Source organism: Stenotrophomonas sp. STK16_22 (assembly GCF_051984505.1).
Taxonomy (GTDB): domain Bacteria; phylum Pseudomonadota; class Gammaproteobacteria; order Xanthomonadales; family Xanthomonadaceae; genus Stenotrophomonas; species Stenotrophomonas maltophilia_A.
In genome coordinates this window covers 3643421-3662514 of record NZ_CP196972.1, presented here as the reverse complement: position 1 = coordinate 3662514, position 19094 = coordinate 3643421, and the positions used below count along the sequence as shown (strand labels likewise).

General features: G+C 67.2%; 20 protein-coding genes. 19 read left to right on the top strand and 1 reads right to left on the bottom strand.

The features are described from left to right. Positions 1 to 84: 84 nt before the first annotated feature. From blaL2 to ACSYAO_RS17060, 3 genes are all read left to right on the top strand, one after another. Positions 85 to 996: a L2 family extended-spectrum class A beta-lactamase gene (gene blaL2 / locus ACSYAO_RS17070; protein ID WP_049461397.1), complete on the top strand. Its 912-nt coding sequence runs from the start codon at positions 85 to 87 to the stop codon at positions 994 to 996. An 85-nt stretch (positions 997 to 1081) separates the two neighbouring features. Beyond that, entirely contained in the window at positions 1082 to 2296 is a 1215-nt protein-coding gene (locus ACSYAO_RS17065; RefSeq protein WP_032128538.1) for a cation:proton antiporter, read from the top strand. 55 nt (positions 2297 to 2351) lie between these two features. Further along, positions 2352 to 2993 (top strand): hypothetical protein, encoded by a 642-nt coding sequence (locus tag ACSYAO_RS17060; protein ID WP_049422905.1) that lies wholly within the window; start codon positions 2352 to 2354, stop codon positions 2991 to 2993. A gap of 133 nt (positions 2994 to 3126) precedes the next feature. Here the strand turns inward: ACSYAO_RS17060 and ACSYAO_RS17055 are convergent, their stop codons facing one another. Next, positions 3127 to 3870: a DUF3011 domain-containing protein gene (locus ACSYAO_RS17055; RefSeq protein ID WP_049461393.1), complete on the bottom strand. Its 744-nt coding sequence runs from the start codon at positions 3868 to 3870 to the stop codon at positions 3127 to 3129. A gap of 158 nt (positions 3871 to 4028) precedes the next feature. On the opposite strand from ACSYAO_RS17055, the gene aspS reads away from it, so the two are divergent. The 16 genes from aspS to ybgF all read left to right on the top strand — a co-directional run bounded on the left by aspS (position 4029) and on the right by ybgF (position 18896). Then, entirely contained in the window at positions 4029 to 5780 is a 1752-nt protein-coding gene (gene aspS / locus ACSYAO_RS17050) for an aspartate--tRNA ligase (protein WP_149908704.1), read from the top strand. 16 nt (positions 5781 to 5796) lie between these two features. Beyond that, the gene (locus ACSYAO_RS17045; RefSeq protein WP_149908703.1) at positions 5797 to 6132 is read left to right on the top strand and encodes a DNA primase; all 336 of its coding nucleotides are present in this window, start codon (positions 5797 to 5799) and stop codon (positions 6130 to 6132) included. A 31-nt stretch (positions 6133 to 6163) separates the two neighbouring features. Next, on the top strand, positions 6164 to 6685 hold the full coding sequence (locus tag ACSYAO_RS17040; RefSeq protein ID WP_134951171.1) for a GNAT family N-acetyltransferase: 522 nt from the start codon (positions 6164 to 6166) through the stop codon (positions 6683 to 6685). 75 nt (positions 6686 to 6760) lie between these two features. Beyond that, positions 6761 to 7393, top strand: a complete 633-nt coding sequence (locus ACSYAO_RS17035) for an esterase/lipase family protein (RefSeq protein WP_032128532.1) — start codon at positions 6761 to 6763, stop codon at positions 7391 to 7393. A gap of 178 nt (positions 7394 to 7571) precedes the next feature. After that, a complete protein-coding gene (locus ACSYAO_RS17030) occupies positions 7572 to 8303 on the top strand; it encodes a YebC/PmpR family DNA-binding transcriptional regulator (RefSeq protein ID WP_032128531.1) in 732 nt (243 codons plus the stop codon). 105 nt (positions 8304 to 8408) lie between these two features. Further along, positions 8409 to 8930, top strand: coding sequence for a crossover junction endodeoxyribonuclease RuvC (gene ruvC / locus ACSYAO_RS17025; RefSeq protein WP_032128530.1), 522 nt, complete (start codon positions 8409 to 8411; stop codon positions 8928 to 8930). A 13-nt stretch (positions 8931 to 8943) separates the two neighbouring features. Further along, positions 8944 to 9537 (top strand): Holliday junction branch migration protein RuvA, encoded by a 594-nt coding sequence (ruvA, locus tag ACSYAO_RS17020; protein WP_005410756.1) that lies wholly within the window; start codon positions 8944 to 8946, stop codon positions 9535 to 9537. A gap of 49 nt (positions 9538 to 9586) precedes the next feature. Beyond that, complete coding sequence (locus tag ACSYAO_RS17015; protein WP_032128529.1) at positions 9587 to 11506, top strand: potassium transporter Kup; 1920 nt, start codon at positions 9587 to 9589, stop codon at positions 11504 to 11506. Between the two features lie 631 nt (positions 11507 to 12137). Further along, positions 12138 to 13178, top strand: a complete 1041-nt coding sequence (ruvB, locus tag ACSYAO_RS17010) for a Holliday junction branch migration DNA helicase RuvB (protein WP_049463253.1) — start codon at positions 12138 to 12140, stop codon at positions 13176 to 13178. Next, positions 13168 to 13599, top strand: coding sequence for a tol-pal system-associated acyl-CoA thioesterase (gene ybgC, locus ACSYAO_RS17005; protein ID WP_010481597.1), 432 nt, complete (start codon positions 13168 to 13170; stop codon positions 13597 to 13599). The genes ruvB and ybgC overlap by 11 nt, the downstream gene beginning before the upstream one ends. 10 nt (positions 13600 to 13609) lie before the next feature. Beyond that, positions 13610 to 14389, top strand: a complete 780-nt coding sequence (tolQ, locus tag ACSYAO_RS17000; RefSeq protein ID WP_006438802.1) for a protein TolQ — start codon at positions 13610 to 13612, stop codon at positions 14387 to 14389. A gap of 24 nt (positions 14390 to 14413) precedes the next feature. Beyond that, positions 14414 to 14842 (top strand): protein TolR, encoded by a 429-nt coding sequence (gene tolR / locus ACSYAO_RS16995; RefSeq protein ID WP_049400778.1) that lies wholly within the window; start codon positions 14414 to 14416, stop codon positions 14840 to 14842. Next, the gene (gene tolA / locus ACSYAO_RS16990; protein ID WP_005410750.1) at positions 14832 to 15887 is read left to right on the top strand and encodes a cell envelope integrity protein TolA; all 1056 of its coding nucleotides are present in this window, start codon (positions 14832 to 14834) and stop codon (positions 15885 to 15887) included. Before tolR ends, tolA begins: the two co-directional genes overlap by 11 nt. Positions 15888 to 16171: 284 nt before the next feature. Further along, on the top strand, positions 16172 to 17491 hold the full coding sequence (gene tolB, locus ACSYAO_RS16985) for a Tol-Pal system beta propeller repeat protein TolB (RefSeq protein WP_032128528.1): 1320 nt from the start codon (positions 16172 to 16174) through the stop codon (positions 17489 to 17491). A gap of 64 nt (positions 17492 to 17555) precedes the next feature. Continuing rightward, positions 17556 to 18074 (top strand): peptidoglycan-associated lipoprotein Pal, encoded by a 519-nt coding sequence (gene pal / locus ACSYAO_RS16980; RefSeq protein WP_032128527.1) that lies wholly within the window; start codon positions 17556 to 17558, stop codon positions 18072 to 18074. Positions 18075 to 18077: 3 nt separating this feature from the next. Continuing rightward, on the top strand, positions 18078 to 18896 hold the full coding sequence (gene ybgF, locus ACSYAO_RS16975; protein WP_010481611.1) for a tol-pal system protein YbgF: 819 nt from the start codon (positions 18078 to 18080) through the stop codon (positions 18894 to 18896). The last annotated feature ends 198 nt before the right edge of the window (positions 18897 to 19094 follow it).

The window sequence follows — 19094 nt, the reverse complement described above, 5'->3', positions numbered from 1 at the left end:
CAGCTAATGCCTTCCGCTGATTTTTCGCGCTGGTCGCCTGCGTGCGAGGCTTCAATAATCGGGCGGTCCCCCAGGAGAACCCGCATGCTCGCCCGTCGCCGATTCCTGCAGTTCAGTGGTGCTGCCGTTGCTTCCTCGCTTGCCCTGCCGTTGCTGGCCCGTGCGGCGGTCAAGACCGCCGCCAGTGCACCGACCGATGCCGCCCTCACCGCCGCCACCGACTTCGCCGCACTGGAAAAGGCCTGTGCCGGCCGCCTCGGCGTGACCCTGCTTGATACCGCCAGCGGCCGACGCATCGGTCATCGCCAGGACGAGCGTTTCCCGATGTGCAGCACGTTCAAAAGCGTGCTGGCCGCCACCGTGCTCAGCCAGGCCGAGCGCAGGCCCGCGTTGCTGGACACGCGCGTGCCGGTGCGCGATGCCGATCTGCTCTCGCACGCGCCGGTCACCCGCCGCCACGCCGGCAAGGACATGACCGTGCGCGATCTGTGCCGTGCCACGATCATCACCAGCGACAACACTGCCGCCAACCTGCTGTTCGGCGTGGTCGGTGGCCCGCCCGCGGTGACTGCGTTCCTGCGCGCGAGCGGTGATGCGGTGAGCCGCAGTGATCGCCTGGAGCCGGAGCTGAACAGCTTTGCCAAGGGCGATCCGCGCGACACCACCACGCCGGCGGCGATGGCTGCGATCCTGCAGCGCGTGGTGCTGGGCGAGGTGCTGCAGCCGGCGTCGCGGCAGCAGCTGGCCGATTGGCTGATCGACAACGAAACCGGCGACGCCTGCCTGCGCGCGGGCCTGGGCAAGCGCTGGCGCGTCGGTGACAAGACCGGCAGCAACGGCGAGGACGCGCGCAACGACATCGCCGTGTTGTGGCCGCTGGCCGGCGGCACGCCCTGGGTGCTGACCGCCTACCTGCAGGCGGGTGCGATCAGCAACGAACAGCGTGCCACGGTGCTGGCGCAGGTAGGCCGCATCGCCGATCGCCTGATCGGTTGAGGTAACCGGGGTCATTCAGAAGTGGCTTGCCGGATCGGTTCGGCGCGCGCATCCTGCGCGCGTTCGAACCACACGGAAGTCCCCCATGAGCCATGAACTGATCTACCTGCTGCTGATCTTCGCGCTGCTGGTGATCCCACGCGCGCTGCAGCGTTTCAGCCTGCCCGCGCCGCTGACCTGCCTGCTGTTCGGCATCATCGGCATGCTCTGGCTGGGCGACCAGGCGCACGACGCGGTGATCGGTCTGTTGGCCACGCTGGGCATTTCCTCGCTGTTCCTGTTCGCCGGCCTGGAAGTGGATCTGCAGGCGCTGCGCCGTGGCATGTGGCCGCTGCTGGCGCATCTGGTGATCCGTACCGGCACGCTGTTCGGTGTGGGCTGGCTGGCCTGGCGCTACGCGGGGCTGCCGTGGCAGGCCGCCGGCCTGCTGGCGCTGGCGCTGCTGACCCCCTCCACCGGTTTCATCATGGATTCGCTGTCGCGGCTTGGCCTGAGCGAGGACGAGCGGTTCTGGGTGACCAGCAAGGCCATTGCCGGTGAACTGCTGGCGCTGGCCGCGTTGTTCATCGTGCTGCAGGCCGGCGACCCGGGGCACATGGCGCTGTCCAGCCTGGCCCTGCTGGCGATGATGGTCGGCCTGCCGCTGCTGTTCATCGCGCTGGGCCGCTGGGTGGCGCCGCACGCGCCGGGTTCGGAGTTCTCGCTGCTGGTGATGGTCGGCATGGTCGCGGCGTACATCACCTATCTGCTGGGTGTGTATTACCTGGTCGGTGCCTTCATCGCCGGCCTGGTCGCGCGCCTGCTGCACCAGCGCATGCCGCTGCTGGCCTCGCACGAGAACCTGCATGCGCTGCGCCTGTTCGCCTCGTTCTTCGTGCCGTTCTACTTCTTCAACGCCGGCACCAAGGTGCCCAGCGAAGCACTGAGCTTTGAGGCGCTGGGGCTGGGCATCGTGATCACCCTGGTGGTGCTGCCGCTGCGCATCGGCGTGGTCTGGCTGCAGCGCCGGGTGATGTTCGGCGAGAGCTTCCGCAGCAGCCTGAGGGTCTCGCTGGCGCTGGCCCCGACCCTCATCTTCACCCTGGTGCTGGCGGCGATCATGCGCGAGCGCTTCCAGATTCCGGCGGTGCTGTTCGGCGCGCTGCTGCTGTATGCCGCACTGACCACGCTGTTGCCGTCGCTGGTGTTCCGCACGCCGTTCGATGTCGATCCGGTTGAACAGGAACCTGCGGGTGAAGGCGAAGCCGCGCCGGTGGCGGCCACCGAAACCCTGCCAGCGGCATCTGCAGTCGATCGCTGAGCAGATGCTGCGCGTGCGGTTTGCGCACTTCGGCCATGGCCGTTAGGGTTGGGGCATGAAACTGCCTGCCGTTGTCACCGCTTCCGCCCTCCTGCTCAGCCTTGCTGCGTGTTCGCAGCGCTCCGATACGGTCGCCCATGATCTGGCGACCGCACCGGCCGATGCCTTCATGGCCGCCATCGCCGCGCATTGCGGCCAGGCTTACGCCGGCAAGGTAGTGGAGGACACGCCGGCACCGACCGGCAAGGATCCGTTCGCCGGGCAGCGCCTGGTCATGCATGTGCGCGGCTGTGCCGATCCGGCGCACGAGCTGCGCATCCCGTTCCATGTCGGCGATGACCACTCGCGGACCTGGGTGCTGACCCGTACGGAAACCGGCCTGCGCCTGAAGCACGACCATCGCCACGAAGACGGCAGCCCCGACGCGATCACCCTCTACGGTGGCGACAGCACGCCGCCGGGCACCGCCGAGCGCCAGCAGTTCCCCGCCGACGCCGATTCGGTGGCGATGTTCCGCCGCGCCGACATGCTGGCCTCGACGCACAACACCTGGGCGATGGAGATTGATCCCGACCAGACCTTTGTCTACGAGCTGACCCGCCCGGAGGGCCGCCGCTTCCGCGTGCAGTTCGACCTGAGCAAGCCGGTTGCCCTGCCGCCTGCACCGTGGGGCGACGATAAAGCGTCCGCCCCGTGATCACAGGGTCGGATCCCTCCTGCGGAGGGCCTCGACCCCAGAAAGGCCCTCAGTAGATCCACGCCATGTGTGGATGCGGGATACCGGACCGGGGTCAGAGCCCTGGCCGTCGGCCAGGGATCCGACCGTGTACTTACCGCGTACCGAAACGCGCGCGGCAGCCGTTGCTCACCCACACCTGGCCACGTGAGTAGCCCCAGCTGCGGCCTTCCTGGCAGGCACTGCCGGACAGCTGCTGCTGCAGCACCGGGCGGCCCTGGCGCTCATCCCAGTCGCAGGTCTGCGAGCGGTTGTTGTTGCTGCTGCAGGTAACCGAGTAATTGCTGTTGCCGCCGCCCCAGCCACCGCCACCACCGCCCCAGCCGCGGGCTTCGGCGAATTCGGCACGGCAGCCGCCACTGACCCAGACCGCGCCGTTGCGCACGCCCCAGGTACGCCCTTCGTTGCAGGGGCTGCCGGACAGCTGGCGGACCAGGCGGGCATTGCGCCAGCCGACCGGGCAGCTGCGCTCACGGTTGTTCTGGCTCTCGCAGCGGATGGTCTCGCCGGGCCGGCCGTTGTTGCCGCCCCAGCCACCGCCATTGCCGCCGCCCCAGCCACCGCGGGCCTCGACGAATTCCGCGCGGCAACCGTTGGTGACCCAGATGCTGCCGTTACGGCTGCCCCAGGTGCGTCCTTCATCGCAGTCCGAGCCGGACAGCTGGCGCACCAGCTGCGCATTGCGCCAGCCGGTGTTGCAGACCCGTTCGCGTTTGTTCTGGCTTTCGCAGCGGACCACGCCGCTCTGCGCATGCGCGGAAGGGGCGGGCAGGGCAAGGGTGCCCGCGGCACCCAGGCTGAGGGTTACGGCCAGGCTGGCCAGGGACAGCGGTTTCATGGCGGCATCCCATACGGTGGCAGGTGCCCGACTATAGGGAGGGGGGCGATCAAGCCGGTGTGACTGGCCGGATTTGCCCCGGCCGGGGCCTCGGCCGCAGAATACGAGGCTTTCCGGCCCCCATCCGGTGCCGGCGTTCTCCAGCGGAGCTTCCCCCCATGCGTACCCACTTCTGCGGCCTGGTCGATGAGACCCTGATTGGCCAGACTGTCACCCTCGCCGGCTGGACCGACGTGGCCCGTAACCAGGGCGGCGTCTGCTTCATCGATCTTCGAGATCATGAAGGCATCGTGCAGGTGACCGTGGAAGTCGACAACGCCGACGTGTTCGCCGTGGCCGCGTCGCTGGGCTACGAGGATGTGCTGCAGGTGGAAGGCGTGGTGCGTGCCCGCCACGCGGTGAACGACAAGATGCGCACCGGCAAGATGGAAGTGATCGCCACCGCCATCACCGTGCTGAACAAGGCCGCGCCGCTGCCGTTCCACGCCCATGAGAATCCGGGCGAGGAAACCCGCCTGAAGTACCGCTACCTGGACCTGCGCCGCCCGGAAATGCAGCGCATGCAGCGCACCCGCATCAAGCTGGTGCAAGCCCTGCGCCGCCATCTGGACGAAAAGGGCTTCCAGGACATCGAGACCCCGATCCTGACCAAGGCCACCCCGGAAGGCGCGCGCGACTTCCTGGTGCCGGCGCGCATGCACCCGGGCGAGTTCTACGCCCTGCCGCAGAGCCCGCAGCTGTTCAAGCAGATCCTGATGGTGGCCGGCTTCGACCGCTACTACCAGATCGCGCGCTGCTTCCGCGACGAGGCCCTGCGTGCCGACCGCCAGCTGGAATTCACCCAGCTGGACATGGAATTCGCCTTCGTCCGCGAGCGCGACGTGCAGGATTTCGTCGAGGACATGATCCGCGCCATCTTCAAGGAAGTGGTCGACGTCCAGCTGGATGCCAGCTTCCCGCGCATGACCTGGGCCGAGGCAATGCGTCGCTACGGCTCGGACAAGCCGGACCTGCGCATCGCGCTGGAGCTGGTCGACGTGGCCGAGCTGGTCAAGGACAGCGAGTTCGCCGTGTTCACCGGCCCGGCCAATGACGCCGAAGGCCGCGTCGCCGCGCTGCGCATCCCGGGCGGTGCAGCGCTCAGCCGCAAGCAGATCGACGAATACGCAGCGCATGCCGCCAAGTACGGCGCCAAGGGCCTGGCCTACATCAAGATTGCCGACAACGGCGAGATCAGCTCGCCGATCCAGAAGTTCTTCAGCGAGGAATCCTTCGCCGCGCTGGTCGCCCATGTCGGCGCCGGTAACGGTGACATCGTGTTCTTCGGCGCCGGTGGCTACAACAAGGTCTCCGACTTCATGGGCGCGCTGCGCCTGAAGGCCGGCAAGGACTTCGGCCTGGTCGCCGACGGCTGGGCACCGCTGTGGGTCACCGACTTCCCGATGTTCGAGTGGGACGAGGAAGAACAGCGCTACGTCGCCCTGCATCACCCCTTCACCGCACCGGCCGTGGACGACATCGCCGACCTGCGCGCCAATGCCCGTACCGCCGTTTCGCGCGGCTACGACATGGTGCTCAACGGCAATGAAATCGGCGGTGGTTCGATCCGTATCCATCGTCCGGACATGCAGAGCGCGGTGTTCGAACTGCTCGGCATCGGCGCCGAGGAAGCCCGCGCCAAGTTCGGCTTCCTGCTCGACGCGCTGAACTACGGCGCGCCGCCGCACGGTGGCATCGCCTTCGGTATCGACCGCATCGCCGCGCTGATGGCCGGCACCGAGTCGATCCGCGACGTCATCCCGTTCCCGAAGACCACCGGTGCACAGGATCTGATGACCGACGCGCCGTCGCCGATCGTCGACGCGCAGCTGGCCGAAGTGCACATCCAGGTTCGCCCCAAGACCAACTGATCAGGAGATCCAGGCAATGACCGAGTTTGCGTTTTCGCTGGAGTGGGAAAAGCTGGGCAATGAAGGCTCCGAGGCCACCCTGGTCACCGAGCGTGCGCGCGTGTTCGGTGGTTGGCTGGTTCGCGTCGGAACCAACCCGGCGGCGATGGCCCTGACCTTCGTCGCCGACGGCGAAGGCCGTTGGGACGGTGAAGACTTCGGCGTCGAGGATTACGAGGACGACGAAGAGGAAGAGGAAGAGTACGACGAGGACGAGGAAGGCGAAGAAGAGGACGAGGACGAAGAGGAGTACGAGGAAGAGGACGAGGAAGAGGACGAGGAAGAAGAAGCGGAATCGCCTGAAAAGGCTTGACCCGCGCTTCGCCCTGACGTCAACTTCCTGCATGTATTCGATCCGCCGCGCCACCGTGGACGACGCGCCGACCCTGTCGGCGCTGGCTGCCCGCACGTTCACCGAAACCTTCGGCCATCTGTATCCGCCGCAGGACCTGCAGGCCTTCCTCGCGGAGGCCTACTCGGTCGAGCGCCAGCGCGTGATCCTGGCCCACCCCGATTACGCGGTGTGGCTGCTGGAGCTGGACGGGGAGGCGGTCGGCCATGCCGCCGCCGGCCCCTGTGGCCTGCCGCACCCGGACGTGAAGCCCGGTGACGGCGAACTCAAGCGCCTGTACCTGATCAAGACGCAGCAGAGCTGCGGCTGGGGCAGCCGCCTGCTGGAAACCGCGCTGGCCTGGCTGGAACACGAAGGCCCGCGCACGCTGTGGCTGGGCGTGTGGTCGGAGAACTTCGGCGCACAGCGTTTCTACGCCCGCTATGGATTCGAGAAGGCCGGCGAGTACCTGTTCCCGGTCGGTGATACCCAGGACCTCGAGTTCATCCTGCGCCGCGCACCGCGCGCGACCTGACGTTCACCGCCGCTTGCTGCGCGCGCGTGTTCAATCACCGTACGTTTCCGCCCCGCTGACCGCCAGGCTGTTTGCATGACTCCCCCCGTATTGCTGCTGCATGGCATCTGGAATGCCCGTGCCTGGGTCGGGCCGCTGGCCTGGCGCCTGCGCGCGCGTGGTTTCCAGGTGCACGCGTTCGGTTACTCCTCGGTGTTCGGTGGCCCCGACGTGGCCGTGCCGCAGCTGCTGGAGCGGCTGGCCGATGCCGGCCCGTTGTCGCTGGTCGGCCACAGCCTGGGGGGATTGCTGGCGCTGGAGGCCTTGCGCCGCCAGCCGCAGCTGGATGTGCAGCGCGTGGTCTGCCTGGGCTCGCCGCTGCGCGGCAGTGGCACTGCGCGTTCGCTGTCCGAGCACGGCTGGGGCCTGGCGTTGGGGCGCAGCAGCGATCTGCTGCTCGATGGCCTGCCGGACTGGCAGGGCAGGGCCGAGGTTGGCCTGATCGCCGGTTCGGTGCCGCACGGCCTGGGCAGCCTGCTGGGCGCCATCGACGACGCCTCCGACGGTACCGTGGCCCTGGCCGAGACACGCCTGCCGGGCCTGGCCGACCATTGCGTGGTACGTACCAGCCACAGTGGCCTGGTGGTATCGCCCGATGCCGCGCGGCAGACCGCGCATTTCCTGCGCCACGGCCAGTTCGATCACAGCCGCGACGCCGCCGCTGCGTAAGGCGGTTCGCCGGGCAGGGCGGTGCACACTCGGTAGCGCCGGGCCATGCCCGGCGGCAGTAGATCCACGCCATGCGTGGATGGCGCCTTCCCGATATCCCTCCGCCCTAGACACGGTTGCCGCCCCCGATCAGGTAGAATCCGCGCCTTGATCCTGAAGCAGCCAGACGGTAGCACCCATGGGTAGAGGCCCCTCCATCGAAGCCCGCAAGAACGCGTCCGACGCGAAGCGTGGCAAGATTTTCACCAAGATCATCCGCGAGATCGGCGTTGCCGCGCGCGGCGGTGGAGGCGACCCCAACAACAATCCGCGCCTGCGTGTGGCCGTGGACAAGGGCCTGGCCGTGAACATGTCCAAGGACGTGATCGAGCGCGCCATCAAGAAGGCTACCGGCGAACTGGAAGGCGTCGATTACGAGGAAATCCGCTACGAGGGCTACGCCCCGGGTGGCGTGGCCGTGATCGTCGACTGCCTGACCGACAACCGCGTGCGCACGGTGGCCGATGTCCGCCATGCGTTCAGCAAGTGCGGCGGCAACATGGGCACCGAAGGCTCGGTCGCCTTCATGTTCAAGCGCCTGGGCGTGCTCAGCTTCGCCCCGGGAGCCGACGAGGAAGCCATCACCGAAGCGGCCATCGAGGCCGGCGCCGATGACATCGTGGTCTACCCGGACGACGGCTCGATCGACGTGGTCACCAGCCCTGACGCGTTCAACGCGGTCAAGGATGCGATGGCCGCCGCTGGCCATGTCGCCGACCACGCCGAAATCACCTTCCGCGCGGACAACGACATCAAGGTCGAGGGCGAGGTTGCCCTGCAGGTCAAGAAGCTGCTGGACATGCTTGAAGACCTGGACGACGTGCAGGACGTGTACTCCAACGCCGAACTCGGCGCCGACGCCTACGCCTGAGCCGTCCTTGACGGCCTGGGCGCGGGCCGTTGAACGGTCACCGCGGACAGTCATGAGCCCATACGCCTGCCAGCGCCTCCCGTTCCGCCCCGCCAGGAGTGCAGCATGACCCGCATCCTCGGCATCGACCCCGGTTCGCAGCGGACCGGGGTCGGCATCATCGATGTCGACGCCACCGGCCGCGTCAGCCACGTGCACCACCAGCCGCTGGTGCTGCTCGGCGCCGACGATTTCCCGCAGCGCATGAAGCTGCTGGTGCTGGGCCTGGCTGACCTGTGCCGCGAGTACCAGCCGCAGGAAGTGGCCATCGAACGCGTGTTCATGGCCCGCAACCCCGATTCGGCGCTGAAGCTGGGCCAGGCCCGTGGCGCGGCCATTTCCGCCGTGGTGCTGCGTGACCTGCCGGTGCACGAATACGCCGCCAGCGAGATCAAGCTGGCGGTGGTCGGGCGCGGTGGCGCCGAAAAGCAACAGGTTCAACACATGGTCGGGCTCATGCTCAACCTGAAAACCAAGCTGCAGGCCGACGCGGCCGACGCGTTGGCAGTGGCGATCACCCATGCCCACGTAAGGGCAACGGCCAACCGCCTGGGGCTCAGTGCCCGCCAGGCGTGGGGCCGCAAATGAGGAGCTGCACGCAATGATCGGTCGACTGCGCGGCATCGTCGCCTACAAGGCGCCGCCGTGGCTGGTGGTGGACGTGAACGGAGTGGGCTACGAACTGGAGGCGCCGATGAGCACCTTCTACGACCTGCCCGAGCTCGGCCGCGAGGTCACCCTGTACACCCATTACTCGCAGAAGGAAGACAGCGTCTCGCTGTACGGCTTCCTGCGCGAAGGTGAGCGGCGCCTGTTCCGCGACGTGCAGAAGGTCAGTGGCATCGGCGCGAAGATCGCGCTGGCCGTGCTGTCCGGCGTCACCGTCGAGGAATTCGCGCGCATGGTCCAGGCCGGTGACATCACCGCGCTGACCCGCATTCCGGGCATCGGCAAGAAGACCGCCGAGCGCATGGTGCTGGAGCTGCGTGACCGCGCGGCGCAGTTCGGTGCCGGCGGCGCGCTGCCGACCGGCAGCGGCCCGGCCCCGGCCGATCCGCTGTCCGATGCCACCGTGGCCCTGCAGCAGCTGGGCTACAAGCCGGCCGAAGCGGCGCGCATGGCCCGCGATGCCTTCAATGAAGGTGACGAAGTGGCCACCGTGATCCGCAAGGCGCTGCAGTCGGCACTGCGCTGACCCGCCTTCCTTTCCCCCAACCCACCGCCTGAGCCTCGCCAGGAGTCCCATGTCCAGCAGTCAAACCCCGCACGCGGCCGCCCCAGGCGGTCATGGTCACGCCCCTCCAGCCGGAGGCCTGGCGCTGATCATCGGTGCGATCGGCGTGGTCTTCGGCGATATCGGTACCAGCCCGCTGTACACCCTGAAGGAGGCGTTCTCGCCGCACTACGGGCTCAACAGTGACCACGACACCGTTCTGGGCGTGCTGTCGCTGGCGTTCTGGGCGCTGAACATCGTGGTCACGCTGAAGTACGTGACCATCATCATGCGCGCCGACAACGACGGCGAGGGCGGCATCATGGCGCTGATGGCGCTGACCCAGCGCACGCTGCGCAACGGGTCGCGCTCGGCCTATGTGGTCGGCATCCTCGGCATCTTCGGTGCCTCGCTGTTCTTCGGTGATGGCGTGATCACCCCCGCGATATCGGTGCTGGGTGCGGTGGAAGGCCTGGAAGTTGCCGCGCCAGGACTGCACGCCTTCATCGTTCCGATCACCGTGGTGGTACTGCTGGCGGTGTTCGCGGTACAGCGCTTCGGCACCGCGAAGATCGGCAAGCTGTTCGGGCCGATCACCTCGATCTGGTTCATTTCGCTGGCGGCGATCGGCATCTACAACATCGTCGATGCACCGGAAGTGCTGAAGGCGTTCAACCCGTGGTGGGCGATCCGCTTCTTCATGGAGCATGGCTGGCACAGCATCTTCATTCTCGGCGCGGTGGTGCTGGCAGTGACCGGCGGTGAGGCGCTGTACGCCGACATGGGCCACTTCGGTGCCAAGCCGATCCGCCACGCCTGGTACTTCTTCGTGCTGCCGTGCCTGGTGCTGAACTACCTGGGGCAGGGTGCGCTGGTGCTCAACCACCCCGAGGCAGTGAAGAACCCGTTCTTCGAAGCGGTGCCGTCGTGGGCGCTGTATCCGATGATCATCCTGGCCACCATGGCCGCGGTGATTGCCTCGCAGTCGGTCATCACCGGCGCGTTCTCGGTCTCGCGCCAGGCCATGCAGCTGGGCTACATCCCGCGCATGCGCATCAAGCACACCTCGCACGACACCATCGGCCAGATCTACATCCCGGGAATCAACTGGGGCATCGCGGTGATGGTGATCGGCCTGGTGCTGGCCTTCCGCAGCTCCTCCAACCTGGCCGTGGCCTACGGCATCTCGGTGTCGGCCACCATGCTGATCGACACCCTGCTGCTGGCCCTGGTGGCGCGCTCGCTGTGGCCGAAGGCGCGCAAGTGGATCCTGCCGCTGTGCGTGGTGTTCTTCGTCATCGACCTCGGCTTCGTCATCGCCAACGGCGCCAAGCTGCTGCAGGGCGCCTGGTTCCCGGTGGTGCTGGGCATCTTCCTGTTCACCATGATGCGCACCTGGCGCCGTGGCCGCGAGCTGTTGCGCGATGAGATCCGCAAGGACGGCATCCGCCTGGATACCTTCCTGCCGGGCCTGATGCTGGCGCCGCCGGTACGCGTGCCGGGCACCGCGGTATTCCTCACCGCCGACCCGACCGTGGCTCCGCATGCGCTGATGCACAACCTCAAGCACAACAAGGTGCTGCACGAGCGCAACGTGTTCCTGCACGTGGAAACCCTGCCCATTCCCTATGCGATGGAAGGGCAGCGGCTGAAGATCGAATCGGTGGGCGACGAGTTCTACCGCGTCTACGTGCGCTTCGGTTTCATGGAGACCCCGGACGTGCCGCTGGCGCTGATGCGCTCGTGCGACCACGGCGGCATCTACTTCGACCCGATGGACACCACCTTCTTCGCCAGCCGCGAAACCATCGTCGCCACCGCCAACCGTGGCATGCCGATCTGGCGTGACAAGCTGTTCGCGCTGATGCACAGGAACGCCGCCCCGGCCACGGGCTTCTTCCGCATTCCGGGCAACAGATTGGTGGAACTGGGCGCGCAGGTGGAGATTTAATCTCCACCTGCGCTACGTCCCACGATTTGCTGCGCAAACCGTGGGTCCCGCGCGCATTCCACCTTATCCCCGCGCCTGTCGGCGCGCCCCCTTGAAACGCAGGCGCCTTGGGCGCCGGCGTTCCGCGCATTCCACCTTATCCCCGCGCCTGTCGGCGCGCCCCCTTGAAACGCAGGCACCTTGGGCGCCGGCGTTCCGCGCATGCCACCTTATCCCCCCGCCTGTCGGCGCGCCCCCTTGAACAACAAGGGGGCTCCACTTGCGGAGACCACTCGACTTCTCAGGTCCATCCGCGCATGGCGTGGATATACCGTGTCGACCAAGGTCGACACCTACCAGATCCGACCCCGTGCCGACCAAGGTCGGCACCCACCAAAGCAGAACGCCGTTCCGACAGATCGCAGGAAACTGTCGAAGGCGGGGTGGGTCCGCTTGCGGGGGCGTGAGCCGCATGGATGCGGCGACCGAGCTTACATGGACGTACTTGCAGCGTCCCCCGCAACCGGACCCACCCCGCCATTCCCCAGGAAGCCCGCTTCGGCTGTTGCTCTGGATGCTGCCGTTGCCGTTGCCTCTGCGGGTGCCGGGCGCAGCCCGGCCGAAACCCGCGCTTTTGCCGCATAATCAGCACATGACCGACGACCGCATCATCGGCGCCGGCGCCACCCGCGAGGATGACGCCGCCGACGCCAGCATCCGCCCCAAGCGCCTTGCCGACTACCTCGGCCAGGTGCCGGTGCGCGAGCAGATGGAGATCTACATCCAGGCGGCCAAGGGGCGCGGCGACGCGCTCGACCACGTGCTGATCTTCGGGCCGCCCGGCCTGGGCAAGACCACCCTCAGCCATGTCATCGCCAACGAGCTGGGCGTGGCCCTGCGGGTCACCTCCGGCCCGGTGATCGAGAAGGCCGGCGACCTCGCCGCGCTGCTGACCAACCTGCAGCCGCACGATGTGCTGTTCATCGACGAGATCCATCGCCTGTCGCCGGTGGTGGAGGAAGTGCTGTACCCGGCGATGGAAGATTTCCAGATCGACATCATGATCGGCGAGGGCCCCGCCGCCCGCTCGATCAAGATCGACCTGCCGCCGTTCACCCTGATCGGTGCCACCACCCGTGCTGGCCTTCTGACCGCGCCGTTGCGCGACCGCTTCGGCATCGTCCAGCGCCTGGAGTTCTACAGTATCGAGGAGCTGACCCGGATCGTGCGCCGCTCGGCGGCCATCCTGGCCATCGACTGCACCGCCGATGGCGCCGGCGAGATCGCACGCCGCGCGCGTGGTACCCCGCGTATCGCCAACCGCCTGCTGCGCCGCGTGCGCGACTATGCGCAGGTGAAGGCCGGCGGCCACATCGACGAGGCCGTGGCCCAGGCCGCGATGAAGATGCTCAAGGTCGACCCGGAGGGCTTCGACGAGCTTGACCGGCGCCTGCTCAAGACCATGGTCGACTACTTCGACGGCGGTCCGGTCGGCATCGAATCGCTGGCGGCGGCGCTGTCTGAAGAGCGCGGCACGCTGGAAGACGTGGTCGAGCCGTACCTGATCCAGCAGGGCTTCCTGGTGCGCACCGCGCGTGGCCGCATGGCCACCCACAAGGCCTACCGGCACATGGGCCTGAAGCCGAAGAACCCGCCGCAGGACCTGTTCGCGGAGGTTCCCGATGTCGGTTGAGCCCCGATTCAGTTGGCCGACACGCATTTACTGGGAAGATACCGACGCAGGTGGCGTGGTCTACCACGCCCGCTACGTGGCCTTCATGGAACGGGCCCGGACCGAATGGATGCGTGCGCTGGGCTACGGCCAGGAGCGCATGCGCGCCGAGCACGGGATGGTCTTCGCGGTGCGCTCGATGCAGATGGATTTCATCAGGCCGGCACGGCTGGATGACACCCTGCAGGTGAGTGCCCGCCTGGTCCAGCTGAAGAAGGCCAGCATGGTCTTCGACCAGCAGATCCTGCGCGACGGCGAGCTGCTGCTGTCGGCGCAGGTCCGCATCGCCGCACTGGAAGCGGCCAGTTTCCGCCCGCGTGGCATGGACGAGGCCGTCCTTGCCGTGCTGCAACCCCACCTCCACCCCGAATCCGAACACTGAGGAACAACGGATGATCGCAACGCTCCTGGCCCTGCAGGCCACGGTCACCGAGGCACTGCCGGCCGACGTCAGCAATGCCGCGACACAGACCCTTGCCCAGGCCACCACTGGCGGCGGCATCAACTACCTCGAACTGATGGCCAAGGCCAGCCTGCCGGTGAAGATCATCGTGCTGCTGCTGCTGGTCGGCTCGTTCGTCAGCTGGGTGATCATTTTCCGCAAGGCCCGCGTGTTCAAGCAGGCCACCCGCGAAGCCGACGAGTTCGAGAACCGCTTCTGGTCCGGTGCGGACCTGGGCAAGCTGTACAGCTCGGCCACCGACCGCAGCCGCAATGTCGGCGGCCTGGAAGCCATCTTCGAAGCCGGCTTCCGCGAGTACACCCGCCTGCGCGACAAGCGCCGCCTGGACGGTCGTGCCCAGCTGGAAGGCGCACAGCGTGCCATGCGCACCACTTACACCCGCGAAGTGGACCAGCTTGAGCGCAACCTGGAACTGCTGGCCAACATCGGCTCGACCGCGCCTTACGTGGGCCTGGTCGGTACCGTGTTCGGCATCATGGTGACCATGCACGACATGATCAGCAGCGGTGCGCAGGCCGGCATCGCCGCCGTCGCGCCGGGCATCTCCGAGGCACTGTTCGCCACCGCCATCGGCCTGTTCGTGGCGATCCCGGCGGTGTGGGCCTACAACCGCTTCACCACGCGCGTGGAGCGCATGTCAGTGCGGTTCGAGACCTTCGCCGAAGAGTTCAGCTCCATCCTGCAGCGCCAGAGCGCTGGCGACGAGTAAGCGCCTGACCCGGGAGTCCAAGCCATGTCCGCTGCCATCGGTCGCCGCAAGCGCCGCAAGCTGAAATCGGAAATCAACGTCGTTCCCTACATCGACGTCATGCTGGTGCTGCTGATCATCTTCATGGTCACCGCACCGCTGCTCACCCTGAGCTTCGACGTCGACCTGCCGCAGTCCAACGCCAAGGCGCTGGAGAGCAAGCAGGATCCGGTGATCGTCTCGGTGCGCCAGGACGGCCAGCTCAGCCTGAAGCTGCCCGACGCCAAGGACCCGACCGCCGTGTCGGCCGAGGAACTGGAAGGCCGTCTGGCCGGCATCGCCGCCCAGGACAAGGGCGTGCGCGTGATCGTCGCCGCCGACCGCGCCGTGGCCTATGAAAAGGTCATTGCTGCGATGGATGTGATCAAGCGCGCCAAGGTAGACAAGGTAGGCCTGGCCACCGATGCACGCTGACGCCCTGCCACCCCCGCATCAGCGCGAACCCGGCTGGGGCCTGCCCCTGGCGCTGGCGTTGCTGGTGCACCTGCTGGTCGCGCTGGTGTTCATCGTGGCCTGGTTCTGGTCGCCCGAGCGCAACACCGATGCCGCCGCCGGCGATCCCTCGGTCGAGGCCAGCCTGGCGCTGTCCGCGTCCGAGGCCTCCGCTGCGCGCCAGGCCCTGCGCCAGTCGGAAAAGCTGGAAGACCTGCCGCCGCCGGTGGCCGAGCCGATCCCGGTGCCGGAAGACACCATCCCGCCGCCGCAGCCGATTCCCGAGCCGCGCCCGCAGGACGCCCCCACGCCGCAGCAGCAACAGGCGCAGGAGCGTGTCGCGCAGCCAGACACCAAGGACCAGGAAGCGGTGAGCGCGCTGGCCATCTCGCAGGAGAAGGCCAAGCAGGAACAGGAAGCCAAGCGCCGCCAGGAACAGATCGACCTGACCGAACGCAAGCGCCAGGAAGAAGCGGAGCAGAAGCTGCGCCTGGCCAAGCAGCAGGAAGCGGACGAAAAGAAGAAGCAGGCCGAGCAGGAGCGCGTGGCGGCTGACAAGGCCGAGGCCGAGAAGCAGAAGAAGATCGCCGAGATCCGCGCCCGCCGCGAGCAGGCCGAGAAGGAAGCCAAGCTGGCCGAGCAGAAGCTGCGCCAGGTGGCAGCCGCGCGTAATGCTGCCGGCAGTGCCGCTGCCGGTTCCAGCGGTGCCTCCCAGCCGGCCGCCGGTGGCGGTGGCAACAGCGATGATCTTTCGGCCAAGTACGCGGCCGCGATCCAGGCCAAGGTGCTGTCGCAGTGGGTGCGCCCGGATACGGTGCCGCTCGGCCAGCGTTGCCAGATCACCATCACCCAGATTCCGGGGGGCACGGTGATGCAGGCCAAGGTCAGCCCGAACTGCCCGTACGACGAGGCCGGCAAGCGTTCGATCGAGGCCGCCGTGCTCAACGCGCAGCCGCTGCCGTACCGCGGCTTCGAGTCTGTGTTCGCACGCACGCTCAACTTCACCTTTACTGCCCAGGATCGCTGAGGCGGGCAGGGCAAGGTGGCTCTCGGGTCACCTGCGCCCACGGATGTCGCGCTTGCCTCTGGCGGGCCCGGTTTCAGCCGGGCAGGCTGGGGGCTGCTGTGGAATACCACCCTGCGGGGCGGTGTGGCCGGGGCAGGCGGTGCGATGTTAGCCACGACGTTAACGGTGCGTGAGAGGACGGGCTGGAACTGACCCGGAATTCACGTACCCTTGGTTCATGATTGCGAAGCGGTTCACTCCCGCTTTGTTATCCCTCGTTCCGGTTTCCCCCTATTGAGCGCTCCATGAAAAAGATGCCTCGCTGGCTTGCCGTGTTTGCGGCCCTGTTGCTGCCCTTTGCTGCCGTCGCGCAGCAGAAGGGGCTGGATATCGACATCATCGGCGGCAATGCCTCCGCGCTGCCGATCACCATCGTGCCGATGCCCTACCAGGGTTCGGCGGCTGCACCGCAGACCGACGTCGCCGGCGTGGTCCGCGCCGACCTCGAGCGTTCGGGCCAGTTCCGCACGCTGCCGGAAGCACAGATCGTCGAAAAGCCCGTGCGGGGCGGCGACATCCAGTTCGCCACCTGGCGCGCGCTGAAGCAGAACTACATCGTGGTCGGCCGCGTGCTCGACGCCGGTGCCGGCGCCTACCGTGTCGAGTACGAACTGTTCGACGTACCGAAGGGCGAGCGCCTGCTGGGCCTGGCGATGACCGCCCGTGGCAACGCCATGCGTGACGTCGCCCACCAGATGGCCGATGCCATCTACGAGAAGATCACCGGTGTCCGTGGCGCCTTCTGGACCCGCATCGCCTACGTGACCGCCAGCGGCAAGGGCGACGCCATGCGCTACGCGCTGATGGTGGCCGACTCCGATGGCTACAACCCGCAGACCATCGTGCGTTCGGCCGAGCCGCTGCTGTCGCCGTCGTGGAGCCCGGATGGCAGCAAGCTGGCCTACGTCAGCTTCGAGCGTGGCAATTCGGCGATCTACATCCAGAACATCGGCACCGGCGCGCGCGAGCTGGTCACCAGCTTCCGTGGCATCAACAGCGCCCCGGCGTTCTCGCCGGACGGCCGCAAGCTGGCCCTGACCCTGTCGCGCTCGGGTAACCCGGAAATCTACGTGATGGACCTGGGCAGCAAGCAGCTGACCCAGCTGACCAACCACTTCGCCATCGATACCGAGCCGACCTGGGCACCGGACGGCAGCGCGGTGTACTTCACCTCCGACCGCGGCGGCCGTCCGCAGGTCTACAAGGTCGGTGCGGGCGGCGGCAGCGCCGAGCGCGTGACCTTCCAGGGCAACTACAATGCCAAGCCCTCGGTGTCCTACGATGGCAAGAAGATCGCCGTCGCCCAGGGCTCGGGCAACAGCTACAAGATCGCGATGATGGACAGCTCGCTGGGTTCGCCCCGCTGGAGCACGCTGTCCCCGGGTTCGCTGGATGAATCTCCGAGCTTTGCGCCCAACGCAAGCATGGTGTTGTACGCCGCCCGCGAGGGTGGCCGTGGTGTGCTGTACGCCGTTTCTGCCGATGCGCGCGTGCGCCAGCGGTTGGTTCTGGCTGACGGAGATGTGCGCGAACCGGCATGGTCCCCATACCGTACCCAGCGCTAAAAGAGTGTTAATATTTTCGCTGTCTTGAACCCCTCATCGGCCTAGGAGCCACAAAGGTATCGCCATGAACAAGTCCACCCGCGTTCTGCTTGTTTCCCTGCTGTCTGTGGCCGTCCTGGCCGGTTGCTCGAAGAAGGTGAAGGAAGAGCCGGCAGCCCCGGTTGACACCGGCACCTCGACCACCACCCCGACCGCTCCGTCGACCTCCGGCCTGTACGGCCCGGGCGACCTGGACACCGACGCTTGCCTGCGCCAGCGCGTTGTCTACTTCGACCTGGACAAGGAAGACGTGAAGCCGGAATTCCAGGCCATCATGGCGTGCCACGCCAAGTACCTGCGTGACCGTCCGTCCTCGCGCATCACCCTGCAGGGCCACACCGACGAGCGCGGTTCGCGCGCGTACAACCAGGCCCTGGGCGAGCGTCGTGGCAACGGCGTCAACTCGGCCCTGCAGGCCAACGGTGGCTCGGCTTCGCAGCTGACCGTCGTGTCCTACGGTGAAGAGCGTCCGGTCTGCACCGAGTCGAACGAGTCCTGCTGGTCGCAGAACCGTCGCGTCGAAATCGTCTACACCGCGCAGTAATCCATGCGTATTGGCATCAAACTGATGCTGGTCGTTGCGGCAGCCCTCGTGGCTGCCGCACCGGCGCATGCACAGCGACAGAGTCTGGCCGACCGCGTTGGCGCGATCGAGCAGCAGATGTACAACAACAGTGCCAACCAGGACCTGTTGAACCAGATCAATCAGCTGCGGCAGCAGGTCACCAGCCTGCAGGCCTCGATCGAGCAGTTGCAGCACGACAACGCCCAGCTCAAGCAGTCCGCCCAGGACCAGTACCTGGATCTGGACAGCCGCCTGAACAGGTTGGAAGGGGGCAATGCCGCCCCGGCCCTGCCGCCCGTTCCGGCGAGCGCGCCGAAGGCCGCCCCGGCCCCGGCAAAACCCGCAGCGGCGGCCACTTCCGAGCGGCCGCCTTCCGTCCATGGTGATGCCGGCAGCCTTGCCGCCACCGGCGACGAGCGCACCTCCTACAACGTCGCCTTCGATTCGCTGAAGGCCGGCAAGTACGATGATTCGGCGCAGCTGTTCCTGAGCTTCCTGCAGCTGTACCCGAACGGCGTCTACGCGCCGAACGCGCTGTACTGGCTGGGCGAGAGCTACTACGCCACCCGCAATTTCCCGATGGCCGAGACCCAGTTCCGTGAACTGCTCTCGCGCTATCCGACCCACGACAAGGCCGCTGGCGGCCTGCTCAAGGTCGGCCTCTCGCAGTATGGCGAGGGCAAGGTCGACCAGGCCCAGCAGACGCTGGAGACCGTCGTGGCGCAGTACCCTGGCTCGGACGCCGCGCGCACCGCGCAGGACCGCCTGCAGTCGATCCGCCTCGGCAAGCAGATCCGCTGATCCGCTGACCGGGCGTACAATACGTGTCCTGTAGAGCCGAGCCCACGCTCGGCTGCTTTCGTTTCCGGACCGGCAAACCCGCCCGGATCCGGTAGCGCCGGGCCACGCCCGGCGGCTTGCATTACCGGCTGGGCCACACCCGACCGGCTGCAGTTGTAGAGCCGAGCCATGCTCGGCTGCTTTCGTTACCGGCCACGG